Raw genomic sequence first — 26227 nt, 5'->3', positions numbered from 1 at the left:
TCCCCGCATCCGCACACCGCACGGAGTGCAGACAGGGACGGCCTCCCCGCTGCGGCAGGCCGTCTGAAACAAAACACCCTCCATAAAAACGCAAGGAATCCGATATGCGCCTGCTTCTCGCCATTTTCCTGCCCTGGCTGCAATTCTTCACCATCGGCCGACCCATTGCCGGCATCATCTGCCTGATTCTGCAAATTACCCTAATCGGCTGGATACCCGCCGCCCTGTGGTCGGTATACGCGCTCAGCCAATACAAAACCGATCAGAAAATCCGCGACGCAGTAGGCAGGCGTTGAGGCCGTCTGAAAAAACCGGCACACCGCCGCGCAACACAGGAAATCCATCATGTTGAAAAAAGTCTTAATCGCCAACCGGGGCGAAATCGCCCTGCGCGTACTGCGCGCCTGCCGCGAAATGGGCATCGCCACCGTCGCCGTCCACTCCGAAGCCGACCGCGAAAGCCTCCACGTCAAGCTCGCCGACGAATCCGTCTGCATCGGCCCCGCCCCCTCCCCGCAAAGCTATCTGAACATCCCCGCCATCATCGCCGCCGCCGAAGTAACTGGCGCGGATGCCGTCCACCCCGGCTACGGCTTTCTCGCCGAAAACGCCAGCTTCGCCGAACAGGTCGAACAATCGGGCTTCGTCTTCATCGGCCCGCGCGCCGACACCATACGCCTGATGGGCGACAAAGTATCCGCCAAACAGGCCATGCTCGAAGCCGGCGTACCCTGCGTACCCGGCTCCGAAGGCGCGTTGCCCGACGATCCCGAAGAAATCATCAAAATCGCCGACAAAGTCGGCTACCCCGTCATCATCAAAGCCTCCGGCGGCGGCGGCGGGCGCGGAATGCGCGTGGTCGAGAAAAAAGAAGACCTCGTCAAATCCGTAGAAATGACCAAAACCGAAGCCGGCGCAGCCTTCGGCAACCCCATGGTTTACATGGAACGCTACCTGCAAAAACCGCGCCATATCGAAATCCAGGTTTTGGCCGACGAACACGGCAACGCCATCTACCTGGGCGAGCGCGACTGCTCCATGCAGCGCCGCCACCAGAAAGTCATCGAAGAAGCCCCCGCGCCCGGCATCACCGCCAAAGAGCGCGAGAAAATCGGCAAAGCCTGCGTCGAAGCCTGCAAACGCATCGGCTACCGTGGCGCGGGCACATTTGAATTTCTGTATGAAAACGGCGAATTTTTCTTCATCGAAATGAACACCCGCGTACAGGTCGAACACCCCGTAACCGAGCTGATTAGCGGCGTGGACATCGTACAGGAGCAGCTCCGCGTCGCCGCCGGCGAAAAACTGCGCTACAAACAAAAAGACATCATCCTCGAAGGCCATGCTTTCGAGTGCCGCATCAACGCCGAAGACCCCTACAACTTCATTCCCAGCCCCGGCCTGATTGAAAGCTGCCACCTGCCCGGCGGCTTCGGCATCCGCGTCGACAGCCATATTTATCAGGGCTACCGCATCCCGCCAAACTACGACAGCCTGATCGGAAAAATCTGCGTCCACGGCAAAACCCGCGAACAGGCCATGGCCAAAATGCGCGTCGCCCTTGCCGAGCTGGCCGTAACCGGCATCAAAACCAACGCCCCGCTGCACCGCGACCTGTTCGTCGATCCGGGCTTTGCCGAAGGCGGCACCAGCATCCACTATCTCGAACACTGGCTGCAAGCACGCAAAGAACGTTTGGCGCGGGAAAAATAAGCAAACCGGCATCTGCCGCACAACAGGCCGTCTGAAAAGCACAAAAGTTTTTCAGACGGCCTCACTTTCTTTGCTCCGTAACATCCCGCGTAGGGTGTGTCGCCGCAGCGACGCACGCGGTTTTACGGGTTTACGGATTGGCTGGAAACACAGCCTGCAACACAAAACGCGTGCGCCGCCTTGGAGCGGCACACCCTACCTAAATGGCAGAGGCCGTCTGAAACAATAGAATCCGCATTTTCAGACGGCCTCACTTTCCGTTTGCCCCGCCAAATCCCGTAGGGTGTGTCGCCGCAGCGACGCACACGGTTTTGCGGGTTTACGGATTGGTTGGAAACGCAGCCTGCAACACAGAACGCGTGCGCCGCCTTGGAGCGGCACACCCTACCCAAACGGCAGAGGCCGTCTGAAACAATAGAAACCGTATTTTCAGACGGCCTCAATTTCCGTTTGCCCCGCCAAATCCCATAAGGTGTGCCGCACAGCGACGCACGCGTTCCCTACTGCACGGCATCTCCGTGCGGCTGCGCCTGCAACGATTAAATTGTAAAATAAACAGTCAGAATCCGATTTGGAGCGATATATCATGAAAGCCGTTTTTACCCTTGCCGCCGCCCTGCTGCTGGCCTCCTGCGTCGTCCCCGTACCCGTTCCCGAGCAGCATGACAACACGGGCAATACCAATAACACCGGCCATGTCGGCATCATCGCCGTGCCCGTTCCCATCGTTATCGGCAAAACCAAAAACAGCGACGCAGACAAGCCCGTTTACGTCTGCCGGCTTACCGCCTTTACCACCACTTTCCGCGCCGAAGGACAAAGCCGTGGCAAAGCCCGTTTGGCGGTGAAAAAACAATGTCTGAAAGAGAATAACGAGCTGTTCTGCGGCGATGAAAAAATAAGCTGCACCGAATACGACTGATAAAAACCGAATGGGAAAAACCAGAGGCAGCCTGTCTCCCCGTGCGCGGCAGACAGGCAGCGTGCCGCAACCTTTGCAAAACCCCGACCCTGCCCGTCATCCGCCATCCCCGCAGGCAGAGCCTTCCCCCAAAGCGGCAACCTATCATCCCTGCTCCCAATAAGGAAACACCATGTCTTTGCAGCAAATGCTGACACACCGCCGTTCGGTGCGCCGTTATGCGGATACGCCGATTGACCCCGATGTGGTGCGCGAATGTTTGCGGCTTGCCCAGCTTGCGCCCAGCAGCTCCAATATGCAGCTTTATGCGTTTTACCACGTTACCGACAAAACGGTGCTGTCGCAGCTTGCCGAAGCCTGTTTCGGGCAAACTGCCGCTGCCACCGCGCAGCAAATGGTGGTGTTTGTTACCCGTCAAGACACTTACCGCAGCCATGCTCAGGCGGCGTTGGATTTTGAACGCGGCAACGTGCGCCGCAATAGCCCGCCTGATAGGCAGGCAAAGCGCATTGCGAACTATGAGGGCTATTATGGCAAGCTGATGCCGTTTTTATATGCGCGTTGTTTTGGTTTGCTGGGGGGACTGCGTTGGCTGATTTCGCGCGGCGTGGGTTTGTTTCGCACCATGCAGCGCGAAGTAACCGAAACGGATGTGCGCGTGGTGGTGCACAAAAGCTGTGCGCTTGCCGCGCAAACGTTTATGTTGGCGATGGCGGAGCGCGGGCTGGATACTTGCCCGTTGGAAGGATTGGACAGCCGCCGTGTGAAGCAGATTTTGCAGCTTCCGCGCGGCGCGGAAATCAATATGATTGTGGCGTGCGGCGTGCGCGATGGCGACAGGGGCGTGTGGGGCGAGCGTTTCAGGCTGCCTTTTGATGAAGTGTATCGTAAGGTTTGAGATGGGAAATTCTAAATAAAATAGTTGTAGAACAATATATTAAATTAGACACAAAAGATTCCCGCCAGCGAGGGAATGGCGGCGGGAGAATTTTGCTGTGGTTGCAGATGGCGGCTTGTCCTGCTGCCGAAACGGATTGCAGGCCGTCTGAAAAGGCAAAGCGCGGTTTTCAGACGGCCTGCTTTTTTCTGCCCGGACTGCCGTGTAGGGCGTGCGTCGCGCAGCAACGCACGCGGTTTTGCGGATTAGCCGCAGACGCTGCCTGCAAACAAAAGAACGCGTGCGCCGCCTTAGGGCGGTACACCCTACCTAAACGGAAAAGGCCGTCTGAAAAACTATTTTTCAGACGGCCTTTTTCTTTACGCCAGCATCTGCGGCGGGATTCTGCACACGGGTACGGGTTGGATTTTGTGCTGTGCGGCGCGGTTGAGGCGGGTGTAGATGTCGAAGGCTTCCTGCTCGCGGCCGGAGAAATCATCGCGGGTTTTGCCTGCGGCGGCCGCAGCCATCGCGCGTTCGAGTTCGGGATAAGACGCGCCCATTTGTTCTTCGTCGGTGCGTTCGGTGTCCCACAGGCCGTCGGTGGGCACGGCCTCGCGGATGGCCGGGAGGATGTCGAGATAGTCGGCCAGCTCGTACACTTGGGTTTTGGTAAGGTCGGCAATCGGGCTGAGGTCTACGCCGCCGTCGCCGTATTTGGTAAAGAAGCCCACGCCGAAATCTTCGATTTTGTTGCCTGTTCCCGCCACCAGCAGGCCGTTGATCTGTGCGTAGTAATAGAGCGTGAGCATCCGCAGGCGTGAGCGGCTGTTGGCCAGGGCAAGCTGTTTGGCGGGGTAGGCGGCTTCGTCCACATTGACGGTGTCGGCGAAAAGGTCGAATGCGGGCGTGAGATCCACGCGCAGGCTTTTGACGTTGGCAAACGCGCTTTGCAGGCGGGCGATGTGTTCCTGCGCACGGCTGACCTGGTCGGCCTGCTGGCGGATGGGCATTTCCAGCAGCAAAACATCCGCGCCGCTGCGGGCGGCCAGTGTGGAAACAACGGCGGAATCCACGCCGCCGGAAATGCCGACGGCAAATCCTTTGGCGCGGGCGGCGGCGGCATAATCGCGCAGCCATGCCGCAATGTGTGCGCTTACGGCTTGTGCATCCATAAAAAATCCTTTCAGACGGCCTTGCGGCCTGCAAACAAACCGCCGCACTATAACGCCCGCCGCCGCCGTTTACAATCTGGCGCGCGGCGTTTTCAGACGGCCTGCCGCTTCTGCTAGAATCCGTGCCTGCGTTTTCTGCCGCGCGGAACGCGCCATACAGACAGGTTTTCCGACATGGCCGCAACGGTTTCCCCGCTTTCCGCCTTCCCGCACGGCAATAGCAGACATGACGAAACCCGACCATCATCCGAGGTACAACATGCAACACCCCGCTCCCGAAGAAATCCGCCTGCGCCCCGGCCGCGCCGTCCTCGCCCTTGTTTACGGCGGCGAAACGAAAGAGCTGCCCGCCGAATACCTGCGCGTCTATTCACCCAGCGCGCAAGTGCGCGGCCACGCCACCGGGCAGGAAGTGTTGCAGACAGGCAAACTCGGCATAACCATCGCCAACCTCGAACCCGTCGGCAACTACGCCCTGAAAATCGTTTTTTCAGACGGCCACGACAGCGGCCTCTACGACTGGGGCTGCCTGTATAAACTGGCACACGAATACGCTACAATGTGGCCCGCCTATCTCGCCCGCCTCGAAGCCGCCGGCGCGTCGCGCACCCCGTCCGCAAAAGAAGCCGCTCCTGCCAAAAAAGGCGGCTGCAGCAGACATTGAAACCCGCACCTGCCGCCGCACGCAAGCCGGCAAAACTACCGTTGCCGCATGGCGCAGGCCGTCTGAAACACACCGGCCGTGCAGACACAAAACAGCGTGTTTCCGCAATTTTCCCGTATGCGGCACGGCAAAGTTAAAAATCCCATCCCGAAAGCCAATACCATGAACGACAAATCCACCCACTTCGGCTACCAAACCGTCAATGAAAGCGAAAAAGCAGGCAAAGTGGCCGAAGTCTTCCACTCCGTCGCCAAAAACTACGACATCATGAACGATGTCATGTCCGGCGGGCTGCACCGCGTGTGGAAACATTTCACCATCCAGACCGCCCGCCTGAAAAAAGGCGACAAAGTGCTCGACATCGCCGGCGGCACGGGCGATTTGTCGCGCGGCTGGGCAAAGCGGGTCGGCAAAGAAGGCGAAGTGTGGCTGACCGACATCAATTCCTCCATGCTGACCGTCGGACGCGACCGCCTGCTCAACGAAGGGCTGGTTCTGCCCGTGTCGCTGGCCGATGCGGAAAAACTGCCCTTCCCCGACAACTATTTCAATTTGGTCTCCGTAGCCTTCGGCCTGCGCAACATGACCCATAAAGATGCGGCACTCAAAGAAATGTACCGCGTACTCAAGCCCGGCGGCACGCTCTTGGTGCTGGAATTTTCCAAAATCTACAAGCCGCTCGAAGGCGCGTACGATCTCTATTCGTTCAAACTCCTGCCGCTGATGGGCAAATTGATTGCCAAAGATGCCGACAGCTACCAATACCTCGCCGAATCCATCCGTATGCACCCCGATCAGGAAACGCTGAAACAAATGATGCTGGATGCGGGTTTTGACAGCGTGGACTACCATAATCTGAGCGCGGGCATCGTCGCCCTGCATAAAGGCGTAAAATTCTGATTTTGCACGTGCGGGACATACTCAAAGGCCGTCTGAAAACACTTTTTTCAGACGGCCTGTTTAGTTTGGAAAACGGCTAAGACAACAGCTTGGCCAGCAGATACCCTGCCGAGAAAAATATCAGCACCAACACAAACACAGCCAAGCTGACAAACAGCACACGCTTGTCATACAGCACCGTCTGCCAGCCGCTTAAAATCCCGAGTTCCTGCAACAGCTCGGTTTCCAGCTCATTGCGGATCTGATTGCGGATTTTGCGCTCCTCTGCCTGCTTTTCACGCAGCATACGGTAGGCGATTTCGTGCTGTTTGCGGTGCTCAAACGCCAGCCGCTCCTGCCATTCGATACGCTTGCGGTAGATAAAGGCTTCGGTGGCGGTTTTGAGGTGCAGGTGGCAGGTGGGACACTCGGTGGTATCGGGATCTTCAAAGATGGTAAAGCAGACGGGACACTGCGGCACGAGTGCGTCGGCTTTGCTGTGCTCTTCGTCGGGATCTTCCATCAGCTCGAGCGAGATGCGGATGATGACATCCAAGCCTAAATAGCCGAAATAGTTTTGCGCGTTGAGGCGTTCCTCGTTGGTGCAGCGTTCGGCAATAATGGCCTGCGGATGTTCTTCGAGCGCACGGATAACCTCGTCGGCCTCTTCTTCGGTAAGGTGCTGACGGATGGTGCTGTCTACCTGGCGGTGGTCGATGCCCGGCGGGTAGGAAATGTAAACGTCGAATAATCTTTCTGGTTTGCTCATCAAAATTGCGTCCGGATTCGCGTGGAACTGCCGCTGCTCAAAATGATTTTAAATTTGCGTAAAATTTTTTCGGATTATAACCCAAGCGGGCCAACCCGGCAGGCCTCCGCACGCCCAAAGGCGGAAAAACAGCATTCTGCGGTTGGCCTTTTCCGTTTGGCGGAAATTTTTCAAGAAGTTTCCGCCTGCCTTGCCCTCCTATGCGCACAAACGTTTCGCTCTCAGACAAGAAACGCCCGAACGCTCGGGCGTTTGCCATATACAGCGGGCGGTTTACACAGAAAACGAAGAGCCGCAGCCGCAGGTGGTTTCGGCATTGGGATTGCGGATGACGAACTGGGAGCCGTGCAGGCTTTCGGTATAGTCGATTTCCGCACCGACAAGGTATTGGTAGCTCATCGGATCGACAAGGAAAGTCAGGCCGTTTTTGACGATTTCGAAATCGTCGTCGTTTTTGATTTCGTCAAACGTAAAGCCGTATTGGAAGCCGGAGCAGCCGCCGCCGTTGACGAAAACGCGCAGTTTCAAATCGGGGTTGTTTTCTTCGGCAATCAGGTCGGCCACTTTGGTGCAGCAGCTTTCCGTAAAGATGATGGGTGATTCGTCAGACATATTTTTTCCTTAAACTTGTTGGTGTGCCGCGCATTTTCACGCAAACGCCACACGCTGGCAAGGTGGGACGGGCAGCGTGAATTTCAAGGCCGCGCGGGTGCGTTTATCCGTGCTGGGCAATGGGTACGAGCTGCTCACCCCAATGCAGTTTCTGGCGCAGGGTTTTGTAATAGCTGTAATCCACGGGGTGCAGCACGCGCAGGTTGTGGCGGTAGCGGCGGATACGCAGGATGTCGCCGCTTTGGATGTCGATGTAGGACTGCCCGTCGAAATGGGCGCGCGCGTCGCCCGCTTTGGTGATAAGAATGTCGATTTCGCAGGTGTCGGCCACGGCAATCGGGCGGTTGGTCATGGATTGCGGGCAGATGGGGACGAGTGTGAAAGCGCGCAGGCTGGCCTGCAAGATGGGGCCGCCGGCGGCAAGGGCGTAGGCGGTGGAACCGGTAGGGGTGGAAACAATCAGGCCGTCCGAACGCTGGGTGTAGACAAATTCCTGATTAATAAAGGTTTCAAACTCTATCATCTGCCCCGCGCCGCCACGCGAAACCACAACGTCATTCAGAGCCAGCGATTTTTGCACGCTTTCCCCGCCGCGTATCAGGTCGGTTTCCAGCAGGATGCGCTCTTCGGCATAGTGTTTGCCGGTAAGCATTCCGGCAATTTCCGCAATCATGCGCTCGCGCGGCACTTGGGTCAGGAAGCCGAGATGGCCTTGGTTGACACCGATGAGCGGGATGCGGAACGGAGCGACTTTGCGGGCGGCGGAAAGAAACGTGCCGTCGCCGCCGAGCACGACGACCAGGCTGCATTCGCGGCCGATATTGTCTTTGTCGGTAATGCGGCAGCGGTTCAGGTCTTCTTCGCGCACTACGCCGCCGTCCACGCTTTCGCGGTCGATAAAGACTTCCAGCCTTTCTGCCAGCAGGAAGGCGATAAGACTGTGCAGGCCATCTTCTATCTGCGGCGTTTCCGGACGGGTAACGATGCCGATGCGTTTGAATTCGGTGATCATGGCGGTTTGGAGGGGAGGCGGAACAAAGGCGGCGGATTATGGCACGGTTAGCGGCCGTCTGAAAGCGGATTTGCAGGCGGAACGGCCTTTTCAGACGGCCACAGCCATGCCCACACATTGCGGCCTTCGCTTTGCAGCATCAGCAGCGTGCGGCAGGCAGCGGCGGTGGACATATATTCGATGCCCGCGCCGTGTGCGGCCAGCGCGGCGTTGAGGCGCGGATGGAGAAACCGCTGTTTCGCCCCAGTGCCGACCAGGACGATTTCCGGCACGCCGTGTTCGGCAAACAGCTTGGCAAACGTTTCTGCGGACAAATCCTCCGGCCTGCCCTCGGATGCCGGCAGCACTTTGCCGCCGATCAGGCAGACAGGGGTGTCATACGTTGCGCCGCCGTTTTTCAGACGGCCTTTTTCGTCGGCAGACCACGCCTCTGCGTCTGTGGGGCTGTGTTCCTGAAACTGCATATTCCGCTTTCTGGATAAAGGGTTTTCGGGTAGCATTGCGCATTTTTTGCAGCAAGTTTAACCATTCGGGAAACGCTTAACAAGGAGCAGCGATGAAAGCAGTGAATATCGGCATTTTGGGCTTGGGTACCGTCGGCAAAGGCACGGTCGAAGTATTGCGGGACAATGCGGAGGAAATCGGCCGCCGCCTCGGCCGCGCGGTAAACATCTTTATGGTGTCCACGCGCGACGAAGCCAAAGCCCGCGCCGTCTGCCCGCCGCAAACGCTGGTTACGTCCGACCCATTCGCCCTCGTGCGCCACCCCGACACCGACATCGTCGTCGAACTCTACGGCGGCACCGGCATCGCCAAAGATCTGGTGTTTGAAGCCGTGCGCCACGGCAAACACATCGTAACCGCCAACAAAAAGCTCCTCGCCGAACACGGCGGCGAACTCTTCGCCCTGGCGGAAAAGCACAACGTAATGGTGCAGTTTGAAGCCGCCGTTGCCGGAGGCATCCCCATCATCAAAGCCCTGCGCGAAGGCCTGGCCGCCAACAAAATCCGCAGCATCGCCGGCATCATCAACGGCACCAGCAATTTCATCCTCAGCGAAATGCGCGAAAAAGGCAGCACGTTTGCCGACGTGCTGGCGGAAGCACAGCGGCTGGGCTACGCCGAAGCCGACCCCACCTTCGACATCGAAGGCCACGATGCCGGCCACAAAATCACCATCATGTCCGCACTGGCTTTCGGCACGCCCGTCAACTTTTCCGCCTGCTATCTCGAAGGCATCTCCAAACTCGACAGCCGCGACATCCGCTACGCCGAAGAACTCGGCTACCGCATCAAACTCTTAGGCATCACGCGCCGCAGCGCGAAAGGCATCGAGTTACGCGTCCACCCCACCCTGCTGCCGGAAAGCCGCCTTTTGGCCAACGTAAACGGCGTGATGAACGCCGTGCGCGTCCACGCCGACATGGTGGGCGAAACCCTCTACTACGGCGCAGGCGCGGGCGCGCGTCCCACCGCCAGCGCGGTAGTGGCCGACATCATCGACACCAGCCGCCTCATTGCCGCCGACAGCGGCCACCGCGTTCCCCATCTCGCCTTCCAGCCCGCCCAGGTTCAGGCGCAAACCATGCTGCCGATGGACGAAATCACCAGCAGCTACTACCTGCGCGTCCAGGCCGACGACAAACCCGGCGTACTCGGCCAAATCGCCAGCCTGCTCGCCGCGCAAAACGTGTCCATCGAAGCCCTCATCCAAAAAGGCGTGCGCGACGGACACTCCGCCGAAATCGTCATCCTCACCCACAGCACCGTGGAAAAACAGATTAAAGCCGCCATCGAAGCTATCGAATCCCTCGACAACGTGCGCGAAAAAGTCGTCATGATCCGCATGGAGAGCCTGCATGACTGAACCGGAGAACAGGCCGTCTGAAAACGCCCCGCTGCCCGAAAACGGCGGGCAGAATGCGGATACGGACAACGGCGAAACGCGCAAAGCGGCCGAGCGCAAAGCCAAAGGCAAAATCCGCACCATCCGCATCTGGCTGTGGATTACCGCCTCCCTCTTCGCTGCCACTTTCTTTTTGTCGCAATGCGCCATGAGCAAGCCCAAAGCCAAAGCCGCCATCGTCGAATCCTGCATCAAAAACGTCCCCTTTGCCCCCAAGTGGCAGCAGGATCTGCAAAACATGGGGCTGACAGACGACAAAGGCACACTCGTGGCCGGCTACTGCGTCTGCATGTGGGAAAAACCGCTGGACAAACTCAGCCAGAAACAGCTCGACAAATTCTCCTCCCTCACGCCGCAGGAGCAGCTTGCCCTCCTCGGCGGCGCAAAGGCATTCGAGCAGCGCGACAAACAATGCCTCGCCGGATTGAAAGGCGGCTAGCAACGCAAAAAGCCGTCTGAAAACCGTATGGCGGCTTTGGCCGCGCCCCGCCCGCACTTGCGGAAACTTATCCCCGCGCAGGCGTGGCGGCTTTCAGGCTGCATTGCAGCGGCTGTCCGCACATGGTTTCACAATACAAACAGGCCGTCTGAAAACTTTTCAGACGGCCTGTTGCCATTTGTTTGCCGGCATTCCGCTTTTTCAGACGGCCTTGGTATGCGCGGCAATGATCGGCAAAATCTGCGCCAGCACTTTCGGATTGGCGGCGATGATATTGCCGCTTTCCAGCCAGCCCTGCTCGCCCTCGGTGTCGGTAACGATTGCGCCGGCCTCTTGGGCGATGAGTGCGCCGGCCGCGATGTCCCACGGCTTCAGGTTGAATTCGAAAAACGCATCGAAACGGCTGGCCGCCAGGGAACACAAATCCAAAGAAGCCGCGCCTTCGCGCCTTGCGCCGGCGGTTTTGGCGAAGATGTCTTTCAAAATGGCGAGATAGCTGTCTGTGATGCTTTGATCGACAACGGGAAAGCCGGTGCCGATCAGGCACTGGTTCAGCTCGGTGCGGCTTGAAACGCGGATGCGGCGGTCGTTGAGCAGCGCGCCCTTGCCGCGCGAAGCCATGTAGAGATCGTTGCGCTCGGGAGCGTAGACGAGGGCTTCCTGGATTTTGCCCTTGTGCAGCAGAGCCATAGAAACCGCATATTGCGGATGGCCGTGCAGGTAATTGGTGGTGCCGTCGAGCGGGTCGATAATCCATTCGTATTCGGCGCGGGGATTGCCCCGGCTGCCGCCCTCTTCGGCAGTAATTTTGTGCTGGGGATAGGCTTCGAGCAGCGCGTCGGTCAGGATGGTTTCGGACATTTTGTCGATGTCGGACACAAAGTCGTTAAACGCTTTGCTGTCGAAACGGACGCTGCCGAGGTCTTTCGAGGCACGGATCATCATATCGCCGGCTTTGCGGGCGGCTTTGAAAGCGGTATTGAGAAAGGGGTTCATGGGTTTCCTTGGAATGGCGGGCGGATGGCGGTGCGAAAGGGCGGCTTTTGCGGGGCGCGGCGGTTTTGTGTGAAAATGCGCGCTTTTCCGAAAGCGGAAAAAGGCGCGGATTATACGCTGTTTTCCGCAGACCAGACAGACAGGAAACCCATCAGATGAACGCACTCTTCTATATACAGAACAGCCGCCTGTTCCGTTTTTCAGACGGCGCAAGCAAACCCGTTTCCTGCGCGGCGGTGGAACAGTATGCCGAAAACCTCAAACAAATCCACCGCAAAAAAGAATGGAAAACACAGGGAACGGGCGCAGGCTTTATGGGCGTGTATCAGGAAGAACTCGACCTTTCCGACATCCGCCCCGCCGATGCGGCGTTCTCCCCCGACGGCCGCCTGATTTACGGCGCGGTGTTGCAGCAGGGCGGCGCGGTGCAGAGCAAAAACCCCGCTTCTCCCGACGAAGCCGAAGGATTATTGCTGCGCCATGCCGACTGCACGATACACGACATGGCCTGCGACGCGCAGGGCAAACGCCTGGCCCTGTCGCTCTCCGGCAGCGGCTGGGGCGAGCGCAACATCGCCGTCATGCCGCTGGATGCCAACCGCTTCCGCTTCGTAACCGAAGGCGAATGCCGCGACAGCAACCCCGCCTTCGACCCCGCAAACGGCGACATCCTCTACTACGACTCCTGCGGCCTTGCCCGTACCGAACACGGCCTTGTTTTCAGCCCGCGCGCCGTCAACCGCCTCCACCTCGCCGACGGCACGCTCGACACCGTCCTTGCCGACGACAAACACGACTACTTCCAGCCCCGCCCCGACGGAAAGGGCGGCCTCTACTGCATCCGCCGCCCCTACCGATCCGGCCGTCAGGGCGGCAGCGGCCTGCGCGACCTCGCACTCGCTCCGGTCAAAATCTCCAAAGCCCTCTTCGGCTGGCTCGACTTTTTCACCCGACGCTACGGCGGCGAACCGCTCAAAACATCCGGTGCAAACCCCGCCAAAGCCAAACAGCAGAGCGAAGAAGAACGCTTTATCGAAGGCAACCTAATCAAAGTGCGGCAAAACAAAAAAGCCGACCCCGAAGACCGCCGCCCCGCCGCCATCCCCGCCGATTGGGAACTCGTCCGCGTCGGCACGGACGGCAGCCACACCGTCCTGCTGCACAGCGTGATGGCCTATGCCGTCGAAGACGGCGGCGGCATCGTCTACTCCGACGGACGGGGCATCCTCCGCCGCAGCCCCGAAGGCGAAACCGCCCTGCTGGCCGAAGCCGAATGGGCGGAGAAACTGCGTTTGCAGCCGTAACACGGTTTATAGCCGACACGCTCCGAATCCGCCCCACAATCCGTTTTCAGACGGCCTCAAACCGCAGCAGGCCGTCTGAAAAACATCCGGAAAGAAAACCGCAAACATGACACCCACCGCTCCCGACTATCTCAACAATATCAGCATCATCCTTACCCGCAGCAGCCATCCCGCCAACATCGGTTCCGCCGCCCGCGCCATGAAAACCATGGGGCTGACCCGCCTCGTCCTTGTCGCCCCGAATCTGATGGCCACCCCGATGACCCCCGAGCCGCCCGTCTTCGACCCGCAAAATCCGCAATCCTTCCGCCTGCCCGAAGAAAGCTACATCCTTGCCTCCGGTGCCGCCGACGTGCTCCGCTGCGCCCGCATCACCGCCACACTCGGCGAAGCCCTGGCCGACACCGTCATCAGCTGCGCCCTCACCGGCCGCAAACGCGAACTGACCGCCGCCCTGCAAACCCCGCGCCAGCTTACCCCCGAAATCCTGCACACCGCCCGCGCAGGCAGGCAGGCCGCCCTTGTCTTCGGCAACGAAACCTTCGGCCTGAGCATAGAAGAAGTGCAAAGCTGCAACCGCCTGCTGACCATCGCCGGCAATCCAGCCTACTCCTCGCTCAACCTCGCCCAAGCCGTGCAGGTTGCCTGCTACGAAATATACAGCCAGACCGAAGCCGACCTCTCCCACCTTATCCCGCCGAAACACCCCGCCACCCACAGCCAAATCGACGGCATGACCGCCCACATGGCGGAGCTGATGGACGAAATCGGCTTCTTCCGCCGCCGCAACGGAGAACGCATCGTCCGCCGCCTGCACAACCTGTTTTCCCGCGCCGCGCCCGAAACCGAAGACATCGACCTGCTGCGCGGCTTCTTCAACACGGTGGGCAAACGGCTCAAAGACAGGCGCGGATAAGCCGCAGCAGGCGTACAGGCCGTCTGAAAACCCATTGCAAGGCTTTCAGACGGCCTCCTTTACATTTATCCTGCGAATCCGCGTAGGGTGTGCCGCACCGCGACGCACGCGGTTTTGCGGATTGGCCGCAAACGCTGCCTGTAAACAAAGAACGCGTGCGCCGCCTTGGGACTGTAGAAATCAACAGCGTTGTTTACACAACAGGTTGGGAAAAATAAGCCTGCAACACCTCAAAAGGCGTATCCCCTTTCAGGCTGCTGTGCGGCTTCACGGTATTGTAGAAATTCACAAAGCGGCACAGCTCTTTCTGCCGATGACTAGGGCTGTCAAACTGCTGTTTGTCGTGCCACATCTCCATAATCGTCCGTATTACCCTTTCGGCTTTGCCGTTGGTCTGCGGACGGGCAGGACGGGTAAACTTCTGATTGATGCCGTTCTCAAAACAGGCAACGCCAAACGCATGATTGGCTGCACCTTTGTACTCGCTGCCGTTGTCCGAATAGATGCATTCAATTAGATACGGACAGGGTTTGATAACGTGTTCATTAAGAAACACGGCGGCACTGTTTGCCGTTTTGTCGGGCAAGATAGCCGCGTATAGCTCTCGTGAGAAGTCATCAATGGCAACAAACAGGTAATCGCGTTTGTCGCTAACTCTCTGCCCTTTGAGCAACGGCAGGCGTTTGGTGTCTACATGAACCATCTCGCCGGGATAAGACTTGTTGTAGCGTTTGGCTTGTTTTTTAAGCCTCTCTTGGATGGCGCGTTCCACTTTGGCTAAACGGCGCATTCCGTAATAGGCCTGCTTGAAGCGATTGTTGGTGCTGTTCTGCGGCACAAGTAATTGGACTCGTGCGGCTTTGAGCACACGATAGATGGTGGTACGGCTGACCATAAAGCGTTGTGCTAATGAAGTAACGCTTTCTTTGTTCTGTGTGTAGGCGAGCCAGATGGCTTGGCGGTCGTGTGGGACGAGGCGGGTGTTTTTGTGGATGTTCATTTACGGTATTTTCCTTGAAATACTGTAAACAACGCTAGGGATTTCTACATTTCAGACGGCCTCTTAAATGTCTTGTCCCTGCCCGCCTTACTTCCACACCAGCAGCGCGTGATTGCGTTTGCCGCGCCGCAGGATGGTGTATTTGCCGAAGCGTTTGTGCGCATCGGTAAGCATAAAGGCATCGTCTGGTTTGTCGGCAGGCGGATTGGCGTTGTTTTGCTCGGCGGGCCGGCCGTTGAGCCATACCGCTTTGCCGTTCACAAAGCCGCGCGCTTCTTTGTTGGATTGCGCCAGTCCGGTTTTGACAAGTGCTTCGACAACATTCAGGCCGTCTGAAACTTCAAACGCGGGCAGTCCGTCAAGGGCAAGCTGGGCAAAGTCCGATTCGGTCAGGCTGCTTTGGTCTTCGGCAAACAGGCTCTCGGAAATGCGCTGCGCGGCCTTGAGGGCTTCTTCTCCGTGAATCAGACGGGTCATTTCTTCGGCCAAAATGCGCTGCGCTTCGGGTTTTGCGCCGCTGGCTTGGTCTTTCGCTTCAATGGCATCGATTTCTTCAACCGATAAGAACGTAAAGTATTTCAGGAACTTATACACATCGGCATCGGCTACTTTCAGCCAGAATTGGTAAAACTGGTAGGGCGAGGTTTTTTCCGCACTCAACCACACCGCACCGCCTTCGGTTTTGCCGAATTTGGTGCCGTCGGCTTTGGTAACCAGCGGCATGGTCAGGCCGTATACCTGCTGCCGGTACAGGCGGCGGGTCAGGTCGATGCCGTTGGTAATGTTGCCCCATTGGTCGGAGCCGCCGATTTGCAGCACCGCGCCGTGGCGGCGGTTGAGTTCGGCAAAGTCGTAGCTTTGCAGCAGGGTGTAGGCAAACTCGGTAAACGAAATGCCCGCATCGTCGCGGTCGATGCGCTGTTTTACCGATTCTTTGTTGAGCATGGCATTCACTGAAAAATGCTTGCCGATGTCGCGCAGGAAATCCAGGCAGTTCATGGCGGCAAACCAGTCGGCATTGTTCGCCATGATCGCGGCGTTATCTCCCGCGAAACTCAAAAACGGCTCAAGCTGGGCGCGTATTTTTTCCACCCAGCCTTTAACGGTTTCCGCGCTGTTCAGGCTGCGCTCCGCCGCTTTGAAACTCGGGTCGCCGATCATGCCGGTAGCACCGCCCACCAGCGCAATGGGGGTATGCCCCGCCTGCTGGAAGCGGCGCAAAACGAGTACGGGCAGAAGATGGCCGATGTGCAGGCTGTCGGCGGTGGGGTCGAAGCCGCAGTAAAGCCGGATTTTGTTTTCGTTCAGCAGCTTGTCGAGTTCTTCAATATCAGTGGTTTGCGCGATCAGCCCGCGCAATTGGAGGTCTTGGATAACGGATGTCATGTGGTTTGGCTTTCTCTTTAATAATGTTCTGACAAACAGATAGATTTGCGGATCGGAGTACGGTAGCAACGGTAAAACCGCAAGTCTGCACGGCCAATCCCGGCTCATTCCGCCAACCGCGCCCGCAGCAGAGGGATGGTTCCGCAGCCTTTTGCAGCTCTTCGATTTCGGTTTGCCTGCCTATTTTCTTTCGGACTGCATCAACTCTTCCACATCCGCCAGCGACAATTCCGGCGTTGCCCCGTGGCGGGAGGCAGCGAGTGCGCCCCAGGCGCAGGCAAAGGCGAGCGTGTCTTCTGGGTTTGCGCCACAAAGGAGCTTATAGACGAAGCCGGCAAGGAAGTTGTCGCCCGCGCCCACGGTGTCGGCCATTTTTACGCGGTAGCCGTGGTGGACGTGGGTTTGGCCGTTGCAATAATAGATTGCGCCGTGTGCGCCCAGGGTAACGCAGAGGTGCGGCGCACCTACGGCTTGGGCGAGGTAGCGCAGGTTTTGTTCGAGGCCGTGATAGGGCGAGCCGAGGAAAGCAGCCAGTTCGTACAATTCGTCGTCGTTTAGCTTGACCAAATCGGAGCGGCGCATCAGTTCGCACACGCGCTCCGGCCGGTAGTGCGGCTTGCGCAGATTCACATCGAATACTTTGAAACGGGCGGCTTCGAGCAGCGCGTCTAGGGCGGCGCGGGAGGCTTCGTCGCGCGAGGAAAGGCTGCCGTACACCAGCGCGTCGGAAGCGGCGACGTGGGCCAGGGCTTCGGCGGATACGTCGATTTTGTCCCACGCACAGGGATAGACGATGTCGTAGGAGCCGCTGCCGTCATGGTTGATGGACACCTTCACAAGGCCGGTGGCGTGTTCGGGGTCGGTTTGGATGAGGTGGGTGGCAACGTTTTTGGCGGCGATGCGGCGCAACAGTTCTTCGCCGTCTTCATCATTGCCCCTGCGGCTGACAATCGCACAGTCCGCACCCAGCGCACTCAGGCGCACCAATACGTTGAGCGGCGCACCGCCCAACACTTTTCCGTCGGGAAAATCGTCCCACAGCACTTCGCCGAAGCTGCTGATTTTCATGCCCTATCCTTTTAAAACTCGTTGCTGAGGCCGTCTCCGGCCCGCGGGAATCGTGTTCCCGCAAACTTTTCAGACGGCCTGTTTCCTAGTCTGCATTTAACTTGGTATGCCGAACCAGGATTTATACATTAAACAAAAAGTGCATCACATCGCCGTCCTGCACTACATACTCTTTGCCTTCGACGCGCATTTTGCCGGCTTCTTTGGCTTTGGCTTCGCCGCCGAGTGAGACGAAGTCGTTATAGGCGATGACTTGGGCGCGGATGAAGCCGCGTTCGAAGTCGGTGTGGATCACGCCTGCGGCCTGCGGGGCGGTGTCGCCTTTGTGTATGGTCCAGGCGCGGACTTCTTTTACGCCGGCGGTGAAGTAGGTTTGCAGGCCGAGCAGGTCGTAGCCTGCGCGGATGAGGCGGTTGAGGCCGGGCTCTTCCAAGCCCATTTCGGCGAGGAATTCGGCTTTTTCGCTGTCTTCCAACTCGGCGATTTCGCTCTCCATTGCGGCGCATACGGCGACGACGGGGGCGTTTTCGCGTGCGGCCAGTTCTTTTAGGCGGTCGAGGTGGGGGTTGTTTTCAAAGCCGTCTTCGGCCACGTTGCTGACATACATGGCGGGTTTGGCGGTGAGCAGGAACAGGGGTTTGAGCAGGGCGAGTTCTTCTGCGTCGAGGCCGAGGGAGCGCACGGGTTTGCCTTCGTTGAGGTGCGGCAGCAGTTTTTCGCACAGGGCAAGCAGTTTTTGTGCGTCTTTGTCGCCTGATTTGGCGCGTTTGCCTTCGCGGGTGATGGCTTTTTCGACGCCGGCCAAGTCTGCCAACGCCAGCTCGGTGCCTATGGTTTCGATGTCGGCAATGGGGTCGACTTTGCCGGAAACGTGGACGATGTTGTCGTCGTCGAAGCAGCGTACGACGTTGACGATGGCATCGGTTTCGCGGATGTTGGCGAGAAACTGGTTGCCCAGGCCTTCGCCTTTGCTTGCGCCTGCAACGAGGCCGGCAATGTCGACGAACTCAACGATGGCCGGCTGCATTTTCTGCGGCTTGACGATCTCGGCCAGCGCGTCCATGCGCGGGTCGGGCACTTCGACGATGCCGACGTTGGGTTCGATGGTGCAGAAGGGGTAGTTGGCCGCTTCGATGCCTGATTGGGTGAGGGCGTTGAAGAGTGTGGATTTGCCGACGTTGGGCAGGCCGACGATGCCGCATTTCAAACTCATGTGGGGAGTTCCGTAAAGAAAAATTAACGTGCGATTGTAGCATAAAACCGCACTTTTTCAGGCCGTCTGAAAAGGCGCAAACGACTTTGCCGCCGTGTCGGAATCTGTATTTTCAGACGGCCTCTATCAGAATATGGGAGAGGCCGGGTTTCAGACTGTTTTGCACCGTGTGCGGGGCAGAGCCACACTCTATGTTATGCAGGCCGCGCTTTGCTGCTTTAACGGCAGAGGCCGTCTGAAAACCGTATTGCAGGTTTCAGACGGCCTGTTGTTCGTGCAGTAAAAACGCGTGCGTCGCAGGCGGCACACTCTACGGACAAACCGCGCTGTGTTTGTTTTTTTCGGCAACAGAAAACGGTTTTCAGACGGCCTCTATACTATTTGAATTTGAAACTATTTGAACAGCAGGTAGCCGATGTAGGCGAGTGCGCCGCCGCCCGTCATCAGCCACAAGGCCAGTATGCCGGCCAGCAGCAGCGGCTTGATGCCCGCCGCGCGCACGGCCTGCCAGCGTGTGGTCAGACCCAGGGCAAACATCGCCGTGGTCAGCAGCAGCGTGTCGAAACGCAGCAGCGCCTGATGGTAGGGTGCACTAAGGGGCAGCAGGCTGTTGAGCACTACGGCGGCCAAAAAGGCGGGCACAAACCACGGCAGCGAGAGCCTGAAGCCGCCGGTTTTGCGGCCGCCCTGCAAAAAGGGCAGCACCAGCAGCAGCGGGGCGAGCAGCATCACCCGAATCATTTTGGTAATCACGGCCACATCGGCCACCGCAGGGTTGACGGCCGCACCGGCGGCGGCCACCTGTGCCACTTCGTGCACCGTCGCGCCCGTGTAGATGCCCCATGAAAACCAGGCGGCGGCCGAAGCGTCGTGCGGCAGCAGCGCGGCGGCCATCAGCGGGTAGGCAAACATGGCCAGCGTGCCGAACACCACAACCGTAGCCACGGCCACGCCGACATCGCGCTCTTGGGCTTTGAGGACGGGCTGCGCCGCCAGCACCGCCGCCGCGCCGCATACCGCGCTGCCTGCGCCGACCAGTGCGGCGGTGTCGGTGTCGAGGCCGAAACGCCGCCCCAGACGCAGCGCCAGAAACATGGTGCCGGCCACCACGGCAGCATCGGCCAAGAGTGCCGGCCAGCCCACATACAGCACTTGCGAGAGCGTGAGCCTGAAGCCGTAAAGCATGATGCCGATACGCAGCAGGTGCGACTTGCTGAATGCGATGCCGTCTGAAAACAGAGCGGTGCGGTGCGCAGGCAGCGTGTTGCCCAACACCATGCCGCCCGTGATGGCCAGCGTGAGCGGGCTGATGCCCCATTCGGTCAGTGTCGGTGCTTCGGAAAGCGCCATAAAAGCCAGCGATGCGGCAAAGAGTAAAGGCATCTGCCAGGCCAGGGCGGAATATTTCTTCATACAGACCTCCTCTTGTTCTCTAAATTCAATTCTTTGTATTGTCTATGCTGTTTTTGTTATACAGGGCAAAGAAAGCCTTGCCCGCCCGACACCGCAGAAAAGCCGCCCGCAACGCGGAGCAGCAAAAAAGCGGTGTTCGGTTTGCAGGATTTTACAATACCGCCGGACTCTGCGGCAGTCCGATAAAGCGGTATAACATTTCCTGAAAAGCGGCATAATCTTTGAAGCGTTACAGGCCGCCCTTGTTCCGACTGCGGCGCAGGCAATGCGGAAGCTGCTACGGCAGAGGCCGTCTGAAAGGGTTTCAGACGGCCTCATCATTTGCCGGAACGCGGGATGCCTGCAAACCGCGCATCACACTTTGCCTGATGCGCCGCAGCCAAGACGGCAGGGTTTTCAGACGGCCTGTATCCGCCGTGCCAACACTTCCGCAAAACGTTCCGCCGCGCCCTCTTGCGTGTGCAGATACAGCGCGGGTTCGATCAGCTCCAGCTCGTTCAGAAGCAGCCTGCCGCCGACCAGCGTGCCGTCCACGCGTGCATAGGCGGGGATGTGCGGCAGCAGATCCAACACTTTGCGGGCGGCGGCAACCACGCTGTCGGACGGCGCGGCTTGCAGGATTTCCACGCCGTAGGCCGAATTGGCGCGCCATTCCCCCTGCGGCGGGCGGCGGCATACGGCATGGCTGAACGCGCCGTCGAAAAACACCAGCGAGGTTTCGCCCGCCGTTTCGATGTCGCGGATATAGGGCTGGACGATCACGCCCTGCGGACAGGCCGTCCAAGTGCGCGGCGGATCGCCGGCACGGATGCGCACCACGCCGCCGCCGCTCTGGCCGACTGCGGGCTTGACCACGGCTTCGTCCCAGCCGTTTTCCCGTATGGTGCGGAGGATGCTTTCCGCTTCCGCCGGCGCATAAACGCCGGGAATCACTTCCGCGCCCCATGCGGCCAAATCGCAGAGGTAGCGTTTGTCCATATTCCAGAGTATGAGCTCGGGCGGGTTGGCAAACCGCTGTCCGCGTGCTGCGGAGCCTTCCACCCATTGCGCGAACGCGTCCGGCTCTGCGGCGTAGTCCCACGCGCACAAGGGCAGCAGAAACGGCTCGCGCGGATAATCCTGCCAAATGCAAAAGCGGGCAGGTATGGCGTTCTGATTCAGGATTTGCGCCAGCGGCAGCAGGTTTTGCGGCGGCTGCGGGTAGGTGCGGCAGGTAGTGATGGCAAGCATATTTTTGCAGAGTGAAAAGGATAAGGGGGACGGATTATAAAACGCCGGAAGAAATCCCGCGCCACTGCGCCCGCGCCGCAAACGATTTGCGATGTGGTGCATAAAATACGCTACAATCGCGCCTTTTTTGACCCAAACTATTCCGAATATTGCGAAAAACCAAAGGAAAATAACATTATGAGTATTCTGCTTTCGATCCTGCCCATCCTGCTGCTGGTGGTGCTGATGGTAGGCCTGAAAATGAGCGGCGACAAAAGCGCGCTCCTGGCTTTGGCTGCGGCCGCGCTGGTGGCGGTGTTTGCCGTACCGAATATGGACGGCTTCGGCACGCTGCCGCAGGGCTATTCCGCCGCCTATGTCGGCTGGGCGTTCGTCGAAGGGGTGCTCAAAGCGGTGTTCCCCATCCTAATCATCATCCTGATGGCGCTGTTCAGCTACAACGTGCTGCTGGAAAGCAAACAGATTGAAGTGATTAAGCAGCAGTTCATCAGCATTTCCGGCGACAAGCGTTTGCAGGTGCTGCTGATTGTATGGGGCTTCGGCGGCCTGTTGGAAGGCATGGCGGGCTTCGGCACGGCGGTGGCGATTCCGGCGGCGATTCTGATCGGGCTGGGCTTCAAGCCGGCTTTTTCCGCGCTGGTCTCCCTAATCGGCAACAGCGTGGCCACAGGCTTCGGCGCGGTGGGCGTGCCGGTGGTAACGCTGGCCAAAGAAGTGTTCGGCACGGAAGTAACCGCCGCGCAGACCCATGCCATAGCGGGCGACACCGTCATCCAGCTTTCCGCGCTGATGTTCCTGGTGCCGTTTGTGATTCTGTTTCTGACCGACCGCAGCCGCAAATATCTGGTTTCCAACATCATCCTCTCCGCCATAGTCGGCGGGCTTTCGCTGGCGGTGCAGTTTTGCGCGGCCTACTTCATCGGCGCGGAAACGCCGGCGATTTTGGGCAGCATCGCCTGTATCGTCTTTATTGTGGCCTACGCGAAAATCACCGAAGGCGGCAGGGGCGGCAGCTTCACTTGGGCGCAGATCGGCAGGGCGTGGGCGGTGTACGGCTTCATCCTGCTGTTTATCATCCTCGCCAGCCCGCTTTCCGGCCCGCTCAGCGCGTTTCTGAAATCGACGCTGGTGAGCAAAATCCACCTGCCGATTTACGCCGAAGGCAAAACCTTCAACTTCGGCTGGCTGTCCAACGCCGGCCTGATGCTGTTTCTCGGCGCGTTTATCGGCGGGCTGGTGCAGGGCGTGAAAGCGGGCAAACTGATGTCGATCCTCGGCACCACCACCGTCAAAATGAAAGCCTCGGCCACCACCATCATCAGCCTGGTTGCCATGAGCGCGATCATGAGCCACAGCGGCATGATTAATGTGATTGCCCACGCGCTGGTGGCCGCCACAGGCGGGCTGTATCCGCTGTTTGCCCCGCTGGTGGGCGCAATCGGCACTTTTGCCACCGGCAGCGACACCTCTTCCAATATTCTGTTCGGCAAACTGCAAGCCACCGTGGCCGACCAGATTCATGTCGATAAAAGCTGGCTGGCCGCCGCCAACACCGCAGGCGCGACCGGCGGCAAAATCATCTCGCCGCAGAGCATCGCCATCGCCGCCGCCGCCTGCGACCAGCAGGGACAGGAAGGCGCGTTCCTGCGTGCGGCCATCCCCTACGCGCTGGGCTATGTCGTCATCGCGGGGATTACGGTGTACTGCTTCGGCTGGCTGGCCTTGTAAAACGGCCGCCGGCGCGATCAGCAAACAGCCTGAAAACGGGAAACCCGTTTTCAGGCTGTTTTTTCAGGCGCGGCACATAGAAAAGGCCGTCTGAAAAGCGCAACCGAAGTTTTCAGACGGCCTCTCCTTTCCCCAATAACTGCCAACCGCGTGCGTGGCTGCGCCACACACCCTACCTTAAAACACAAAGGCCGTCTGAAAAGCGCAAACGCAGCCCGAATCCTCACGATACCTCCAAACCCAACGCAGCCACATCCGTAGGGTGTGTCGCCCCAAGCGACGCACGCGTTCCCAAGCCCGTAACAAACATCCCCGCAGCCAAAACAAAAACCGCGTGCGTGGCCGTGCCACACACCCTACCTTAAAACACAGAGGCCGTCTGAAAACCGCAAACGCAGCCCGAATCCTCACGATACCTCCAAACCCAACGCAGCCACATCCGTAGGGTGTGTCGCCCCAAGCGACGCACGCGTTCCCAAGCCCGTAACAAACATCCCCGCAGCCAAAACAAAAACCGCGTGCGTGGCTGCGCCACACACCCTACCTTAAAACACAGAGGCCGTCTGAAAAGCATTCAAACGGCTTTTCAGACGGCCTCTTCCTTTTGTCGGGCGGTCGGGCTTAATTTCTTTTTTTAAACAGCAGGTACACGCCGGACAGCGCAATCAGAGCCGCCAGAACAAATTCCTTGGTCGGATCAAACGGCTCGCCCGGGCGGCGGATAAGCGTCGGCTCGGCTTTGGCGTATTCGCGCGGGATGCGCTTGCCCTGTTTGAGCAGCTCCAGCTCCTCGCTGCTGATCGACTGCATACCGGCATCGAACGAGCGGCCTTCGGTATAGCCCAGCCTGGTGCGGTAGCCGCCGACGGGAATCACGCGGAACAGCGTGTTTTCGGTGTATTCGTTGGTGGACGCATAAGCCTCCACCGCCACCGCGCCGCCCTGCTCGAACAGGCGGTTGTTTTCAATATCCTGCCAGCCGCTCCAAGCAAACAAGGCCGCAGCCGCCAGGCAGATTAAAAAGCGTACTACATTCATCGGGTAACACTCCGTTTAAAAAAAACAATGCGGATGATACGGGGTTTTCAGCCCGTCCGAAAGCAAGGCGGCGGTTTCAGACGGCCTCTTCCGGCGCAAACCGCCCGTGCCGCAAAAAAGCCGCCGTCTGCGCCGCCGCGCCTTCGTCGGCCAGCATCCCCGTATGCGAAACAGGCAGTACGATGTGGCCGGCCATGCCGTCGAAACGGGTTTCGGCCACCGCCACCGTGCCGTCGTTTGCCCCGTGCAGGCCGAAAATCCGCCCCACGCCCATCGGTTTGCTGCCCGCAATGCTGCCCAGCTCCACGCCTGCGGGCAGGGGCGGCAGGTTGCCGTCGAGCATTTGCCGGTATGCCCCGCCCAGCAGCGGCACGCCCGCGCCCCATGAGCGGACGGCTTCGGCCGCCGCACTGCCGCTGTGCGGCGTGCCGAGGGTAACGATGCGGCCGCGCACCAGATCGGGATGTGCGGCGGCAAAACGGCGCAGGACAAGGCCGCCCAGGCTGTGTCCGACCAGGTGCAGCGGTGTGTCGGGATGCCGTCTGAAAAAGCCGCACACGGTATCGGCCAGCGCGGCGGTGTGCCGCTCGTGCGTCTGCCACACGCTGTAATAGCCGAAGGTTTCCACGGCAAAGCCCTGTTTTTCCAACAGGCGGGCAAAAGGAAACATAATCCAGGCGTGCATATGGATGCCGTGCAGCAGCAAAATGTGTCCGTTCATGGTGTGGCCTTTCTCCGGTGGCGGAACAGGGCTGGAAAACGCCCGCCGCAAACCCGCCCGACTGCGCGGTTTTGCGCCTTTTATGCCTGCCGCGCCAGCAGGTCGGCAAGCATGGTTTCGTAAACCCGCGCAAGCTGCCCGACGGCGGCGGTGTCGATGTGTTCGTCGATTTGGTGGATGCTGGCATTGACGGGGCCCAGCTCGATGAGTTCGCGGGCGATGTCTTTGATGAAGCGGCCGTCGGACGTGCCGCCGCTGGTGGAAAGCCGGGCCCGGACACCGCAGATTTTTTCGATGGCGGCCTGGGCGCAGCCGGTCAGGCGGCCGGCGCCGGTCAGAAAAGGCAGGCCGGAAAGCGTCCAGCGGATTTCGTATTGCAGGCGGTGGCGGTCGAGAATGGCGCAGACGCGGCGTTTGAGGCCGTCGGCATCGGATTCGGTGGAGAAGCGGAAGTTGAAGCTGACGTGCAGCTCGCCGGGGATAACGTTGGTCGCGCCCGTGCCTGCGGCGATGTTGGAGATTTGGAAACCCGTGGGCGGGAAGTATTCGTTGCCCCCGTCCCATTGCTCGGCGGCCAGTTCGGCTAGGGCGGCGGCGGCGCGGTGGACGGGATTGTCGGCCAGATGCGGATAGGCGATGTGGCCTTGTTTTCCTTTGACGGTGAGGCTGGCGGAAAGCGAGCCGCGCCGGCCGTTTTTGATGGTGTCGCCGAGCACGGAAACGGCGGTGGGTTCGCCGACGATGCAGTAGTCTATCGTTTCGCCGCGCGCTTTGAGGACATCGACGACGCGGGTCGTGCCGTCGCGCGCGTCGCCCTCTTCGTCGGAGGTAAGCAGCAGGGCGATGCTGCCGCCGTGGCCGGGGCAGGCGGCCACAAAGGCTTCGCAGGCGGCCACAAAGGCGGCGATGCTGCTTTTCATGTCGGCCGCACCGCGCCCGTACAGCCTGCCGCCGCGTTCGGACGGCACGAAAGGCGGCGAAGTCCATTGCGCTTCGGGGCCGGGCGGGACAACGTCGGTGTGGCCGGCGAAGCAGACCAGCGGTGCTGCGCTGCCGCGCCGCAGCCAGATGTTTTTGGTGTGGCCGAAATTCATTTCTTCGGCGGTAAAACCGACGGCGGCCAGGCGTTCGGCAATCAGCCGCTGGCAGCCTTGGTCGTCGGGGGTAACGGAGGGTCGGGCGATGAGTTGTTTGGCGAGATCGAGGGCGGTCATGTTCGGGATTCCTGAAAGAGGCCGTCTGAAAA

General features: G+C 59.3%; 28 protein-coding genes. 13 read left to right on the top strand and 15 right to left on the bottom strand.

The features are described 5' to 3' along the window. Positions 1–104: 104 nt before the first annotated feature. The 5 genes from DYE40_RS08340 (at position 105) to DYE40_RS08325 (ending at position 3533) form a co-directional block, all read left to right on the top strand. Complete coding sequence (locus tag DYE40_RS08340; RefSeq protein ID WP_115308652.1) at positions 105–296, top strand: YqaE/Pmp3 family membrane protein; 192 nt, start codon at positions 105–107, stop codon at positions 294–296. A 49-nt stretch (positions 297–345) separates the two neighbouring features. Further along, positions 346–1713 (top strand): acetyl-CoA carboxylase biotin carboxylase subunit, encoded by a 1368-nt coding sequence (gene accC, locus DYE40_RS08335; protein ID WP_115308651.1) that lies wholly within the window; start codon positions 346–348, stop codon positions 1711–1713. A gap of 96 nt (positions 1714–1809) precedes the next feature. Next, positions 1810–1995, top strand: a complete 186-nt coding sequence (locus DYE40_RS12320; protein ID WP_147286616.1) for a hypothetical protein — start codon at positions 1810–1812, stop codon at positions 1993–1995. A 304-nt stretch (positions 1996–2299) separates the two neighbouring features. Next, positions 2300–2635 carry a hypothetical protein gene (locus DYE40_RS08330; protein WP_115308650.1) on the top strand — a complete coding sequence of 112 codons (336 nt, stop codon included), beginning with the start codon at positions 2300–2302 and terminating at the stop codon, positions 2633–2635. A gap of 172 nt (positions 2636–2807) precedes the next feature. Further along, positions 2808–3533 carry a nitroreductase family protein gene (locus DYE40_RS08325; RefSeq protein ID WP_115308649.1) on the top strand — a complete coding sequence of 242 codons (726 nt, stop codon included), beginning with the start codon at positions 2808–2810 and terminating at the stop codon, positions 3531–3533. 359 nt (positions 3534–3892) lie between these two features. Here DYE40_RS08325 and nadE read toward each other — a convergent pair whose 3' ends face one another. Further along, on the bottom strand, positions 3893–4687 hold the full coding sequence (gene nadE / locus DYE40_RS08320) for an NAD(+) synthase (protein WP_115308648.1): 795 nt from the start codon (positions 4685–4687) through the stop codon (positions 3893–3895). 259 nt (positions 4688–4946) lie between these two features. Here nadE and DYE40_RS08315 point away from each other — a divergent pair, with 259 nt between their 5' ends. Together DYE40_RS08315 and ubiE are read left to right on the top strand one after the other, a co-directional pair. Continuing rightward, on the top strand, positions 4947–5351 hold the full coding sequence (locus DYE40_RS08315; RefSeq protein ID WP_115308952.1) for a gamma-butyrobetaine hydroxylase family protein: 405 nt from the start codon (positions 4947–4949) through the stop codon (positions 5349–5351). A gap of 162 nt (positions 5352–5513) precedes the next feature. Further along, complete coding sequence (gene ubiE / locus DYE40_RS08310) at positions 5514–6251, top strand: bifunctional demethylmenaquinone methyltransferase/2-methoxy-6-polyprenyl-1,4-benzoquinol methylase UbiE (RefSeq protein ID WP_115308951.1); 738 nt, start codon at positions 5514–5516, stop codon at positions 6249–6251. 76 nt (positions 6252–6327) lie between these two features. On the opposite strand, the gene DYE40_RS08305 is transcribed toward ubiE, so the two are convergent. The 4 genes from DYE40_RS08305 to DYE40_RS08290 form a co-directional block, all read right to left on the bottom strand. After that, positions 6328–6999, bottom strand: a complete 672-nt coding sequence (locus DYE40_RS08305; RefSeq protein ID WP_115308647.1) for a hypothetical protein — start codon at positions 6997–6999, stop codon at positions 6328–6330. A gap of 273 nt (positions 7000–7272) precedes the next feature. After that, a complete protein-coding gene (gene erpA / locus DYE40_RS08300) occupies positions 7273–7611 on the bottom strand; it encodes an iron-sulfur cluster insertion protein ErpA (protein ID WP_007342345.1) in 339 nt (112 codons plus the stop codon). Positions 7612–7714: 103 nt separating this feature from the next. Beyond that, the gene (locus DYE40_RS08295; RefSeq protein WP_115308646.1) at positions 7715–8623 is read right to left on the bottom strand and encodes an NAD(+)/NADH kinase; all 909 of its coding nucleotides are present in this window, start codon (positions 8621–8623) and stop codon (positions 7715–7717) included. 47 nt (positions 8624–8670) lie between these two features. Next, positions 8671–9087 (bottom strand): Mth938-like domain-containing protein, encoded by a 417-nt coding sequence (locus tag DYE40_RS08290; protein ID WP_115308645.1) that lies wholly within the window; start codon positions 9085–9087, stop codon positions 8671–8673. Between the two features lie 92 nt (positions 9088–9179). On the opposite strand from DYE40_RS08290, the gene DYE40_RS08285 reads away from it, so the two are divergent. Both DYE40_RS08285 and DYE40_RS08280 read left to right on the top strand, forming a co-directional pair. Next, positions 9180–10490: a homoserine dehydrogenase gene (locus DYE40_RS08285; RefSeq protein WP_115308644.1), complete on the top strand. Its 1311-nt coding sequence runs from the start codon at positions 9180–9182 to the stop codon at positions 10488–10490. Then, positions 10483–10968 (top strand): hypothetical protein, encoded by a 486-nt coding sequence (locus DYE40_RS08280; RefSeq protein ID WP_115308643.1) that lies wholly within the window; start codon positions 10483–10485, stop codon positions 10966–10968. The genes DYE40_RS08285 and DYE40_RS08280 overlap by 8 nt, the downstream gene beginning before the upstream one ends. 201 nt (positions 10969–11169) lie before the next feature. Here DYE40_RS08280 and DYE40_RS08275 read toward each other — a convergent pair whose 3' ends face one another. Beyond that, entirely contained in the window at positions 11170–11964 is a 795-nt protein-coding gene (locus tag DYE40_RS08275; RefSeq protein ID WP_115308642.1) for an inositol monophosphatase family protein, read from the bottom strand. Between the two features lie 155 nt (positions 11965–12119). Here DYE40_RS08275 and DYE40_RS08270 point away from each other — a divergent pair, with 155 nt between their 5' ends. Both DYE40_RS08270 and DYE40_RS08265 read left to right on the top strand, forming a co-directional pair. Further along, a complete protein-coding gene (locus DYE40_RS08270) occupies positions 12120–13268 on the top strand; it encodes a TolB-like translocation protein (protein ID WP_115308641.1) in 1149 nt (382 codons plus the stop codon). 106 nt (positions 13269–13374) lie between these two features. Continuing rightward, positions 13375–14184, top strand: coding sequence for an RNA methyltransferase (locus tag DYE40_RS08265; RefSeq protein ID WP_115308640.1), 810 nt, complete (start codon positions 13375–13377; stop codon positions 14182–14184). Between the two features lie 193 nt (positions 14185–14377). Here DYE40_RS08265 and DYE40_RS08260 read toward each other — a convergent pair whose 3' ends face one another. The 4 genes from DYE40_RS08260 to ychF all read right to left on the bottom strand — a co-directional run bounded on the left by DYE40_RS08260 (position 14378) and on the right by ychF (position 18851). After that, positions 14378–15184, bottom strand: coding sequence for an integrase core domain-containing protein (locus tag DYE40_RS08260; RefSeq protein ID WP_115308639.1), 807 nt, complete (start codon positions 15182–15184; stop codon positions 14378–14380). A gap of 87 nt (positions 15185–15271) precedes the next feature. Further along, positions 15272–16570, bottom strand: coding sequence for a tyrosine--tRNA ligase (tyrS, locus tag DYE40_RS08255; protein ID WP_115308638.1), 1299 nt, complete (start codon positions 16568–16570; stop codon positions 15272–15274). A gap of 180 nt (positions 16571–16750) precedes the next feature. Then, a complete protein-coding gene (locus DYE40_RS08250) occupies positions 16751–17638 on the bottom strand; it encodes a carbohydrate kinase family protein (protein WP_115308637.1) in 888 nt (295 codons plus the stop codon). Between the two features lie 121 nt (positions 17639–17759). Further along, entirely contained in the window at positions 17760–18851 is a 1092-nt protein-coding gene (gene ychF / locus DYE40_RS08245; protein WP_115308636.1) for a redox-regulated ATPase YchF, read from the bottom strand. A gap of 94 nt (positions 18852–18945) precedes the next feature. Between ychF and DYE40_RS12315 the strand changes: the two genes are divergently transcribed. After that, complete coding sequence (locus DYE40_RS12315) at positions 18946–19134, top strand: hypothetical protein (protein ID WP_147286615.1); 189 nt, start codon at positions 18946–18948, stop codon at positions 19132–19134. Between the two features lie 110 nt (positions 19135–19244). Here DYE40_RS12315 and DYE40_RS08240 read toward each other — a convergent pair whose 3' ends face one another. After that, entirely contained in the window at positions 19245–20264 is a 1020-nt protein-coding gene (locus DYE40_RS08240) for a YeiH family protein (RefSeq protein ID WP_115308635.1), read from the bottom strand. 396 nt (positions 20265–20660) lie between these two features. After that, positions 20661–21494, bottom strand: a complete 834-nt coding sequence (locus DYE40_RS08235) for an ATP-grasp domain-containing protein (RefSeq protein ID WP_115308634.1) — start codon at positions 21492–21494, stop codon at positions 20661–20663. A 177-nt stretch (positions 21495–21671) separates the two neighbouring features. Here DYE40_RS08235 and DYE40_RS08230 point away from each other — a divergent pair, with 177 nt between their 5' ends. Continuing rightward, positions 21672–23222, top strand: coding sequence for an L-lactate permease (locus tag DYE40_RS08230; RefSeq protein ID WP_115308633.1), 1551 nt, complete (start codon positions 21672–21674; stop codon positions 23220–23222). 621 nt (positions 23223–23843) lie between these two features. On the opposite strand, the gene DYE40_RS08225 is transcribed toward DYE40_RS08230, so the two are convergent. From DYE40_RS08225 to dapE, 3 genes are all read right to left on the bottom strand, one after another. Continuing rightward, positions 23844–24260: a hypothetical protein gene (locus DYE40_RS08225; RefSeq protein WP_115308632.1), complete on the bottom strand. Its 417-nt coding sequence runs from the start codon at positions 24258–24260 to the stop codon at positions 23844–23846. A gap of 76 nt (positions 24261–24336) precedes the next feature. Next, positions 24337–24981 (bottom strand): alpha/beta fold hydrolase, encoded by a 645-nt coding sequence (locus DYE40_RS08220; protein WP_115308631.1) that lies wholly within the window; start codon positions 24979–24981, stop codon positions 24337–24339. An 80-nt stretch (positions 24982–25061) separates the two neighbouring features. Beyond that, positions 25062–26195, bottom strand: a complete 1134-nt coding sequence (gene dapE / locus DYE40_RS08215) for a succinyl-diaminopimelate desuccinylase (protein ID WP_115308630.1) — start codon at positions 26193–26195, stop codon at positions 25062–25064. Positions 26196–26227: the final 32 nt, after the last annotated feature.

The sequence above is a fragment of the Kingella potus genome, from assembly GCF_900451175.1.
Taxonomy (GTDB): Bacteria; Pseudomonadota; Gammaproteobacteria; order Burkholderiales; family Neisseriaceae; genus Neisseria; species Neisseria potus.
This window is presented reverse-complemented; position numbering and strand designations above follow the sequence as displayed.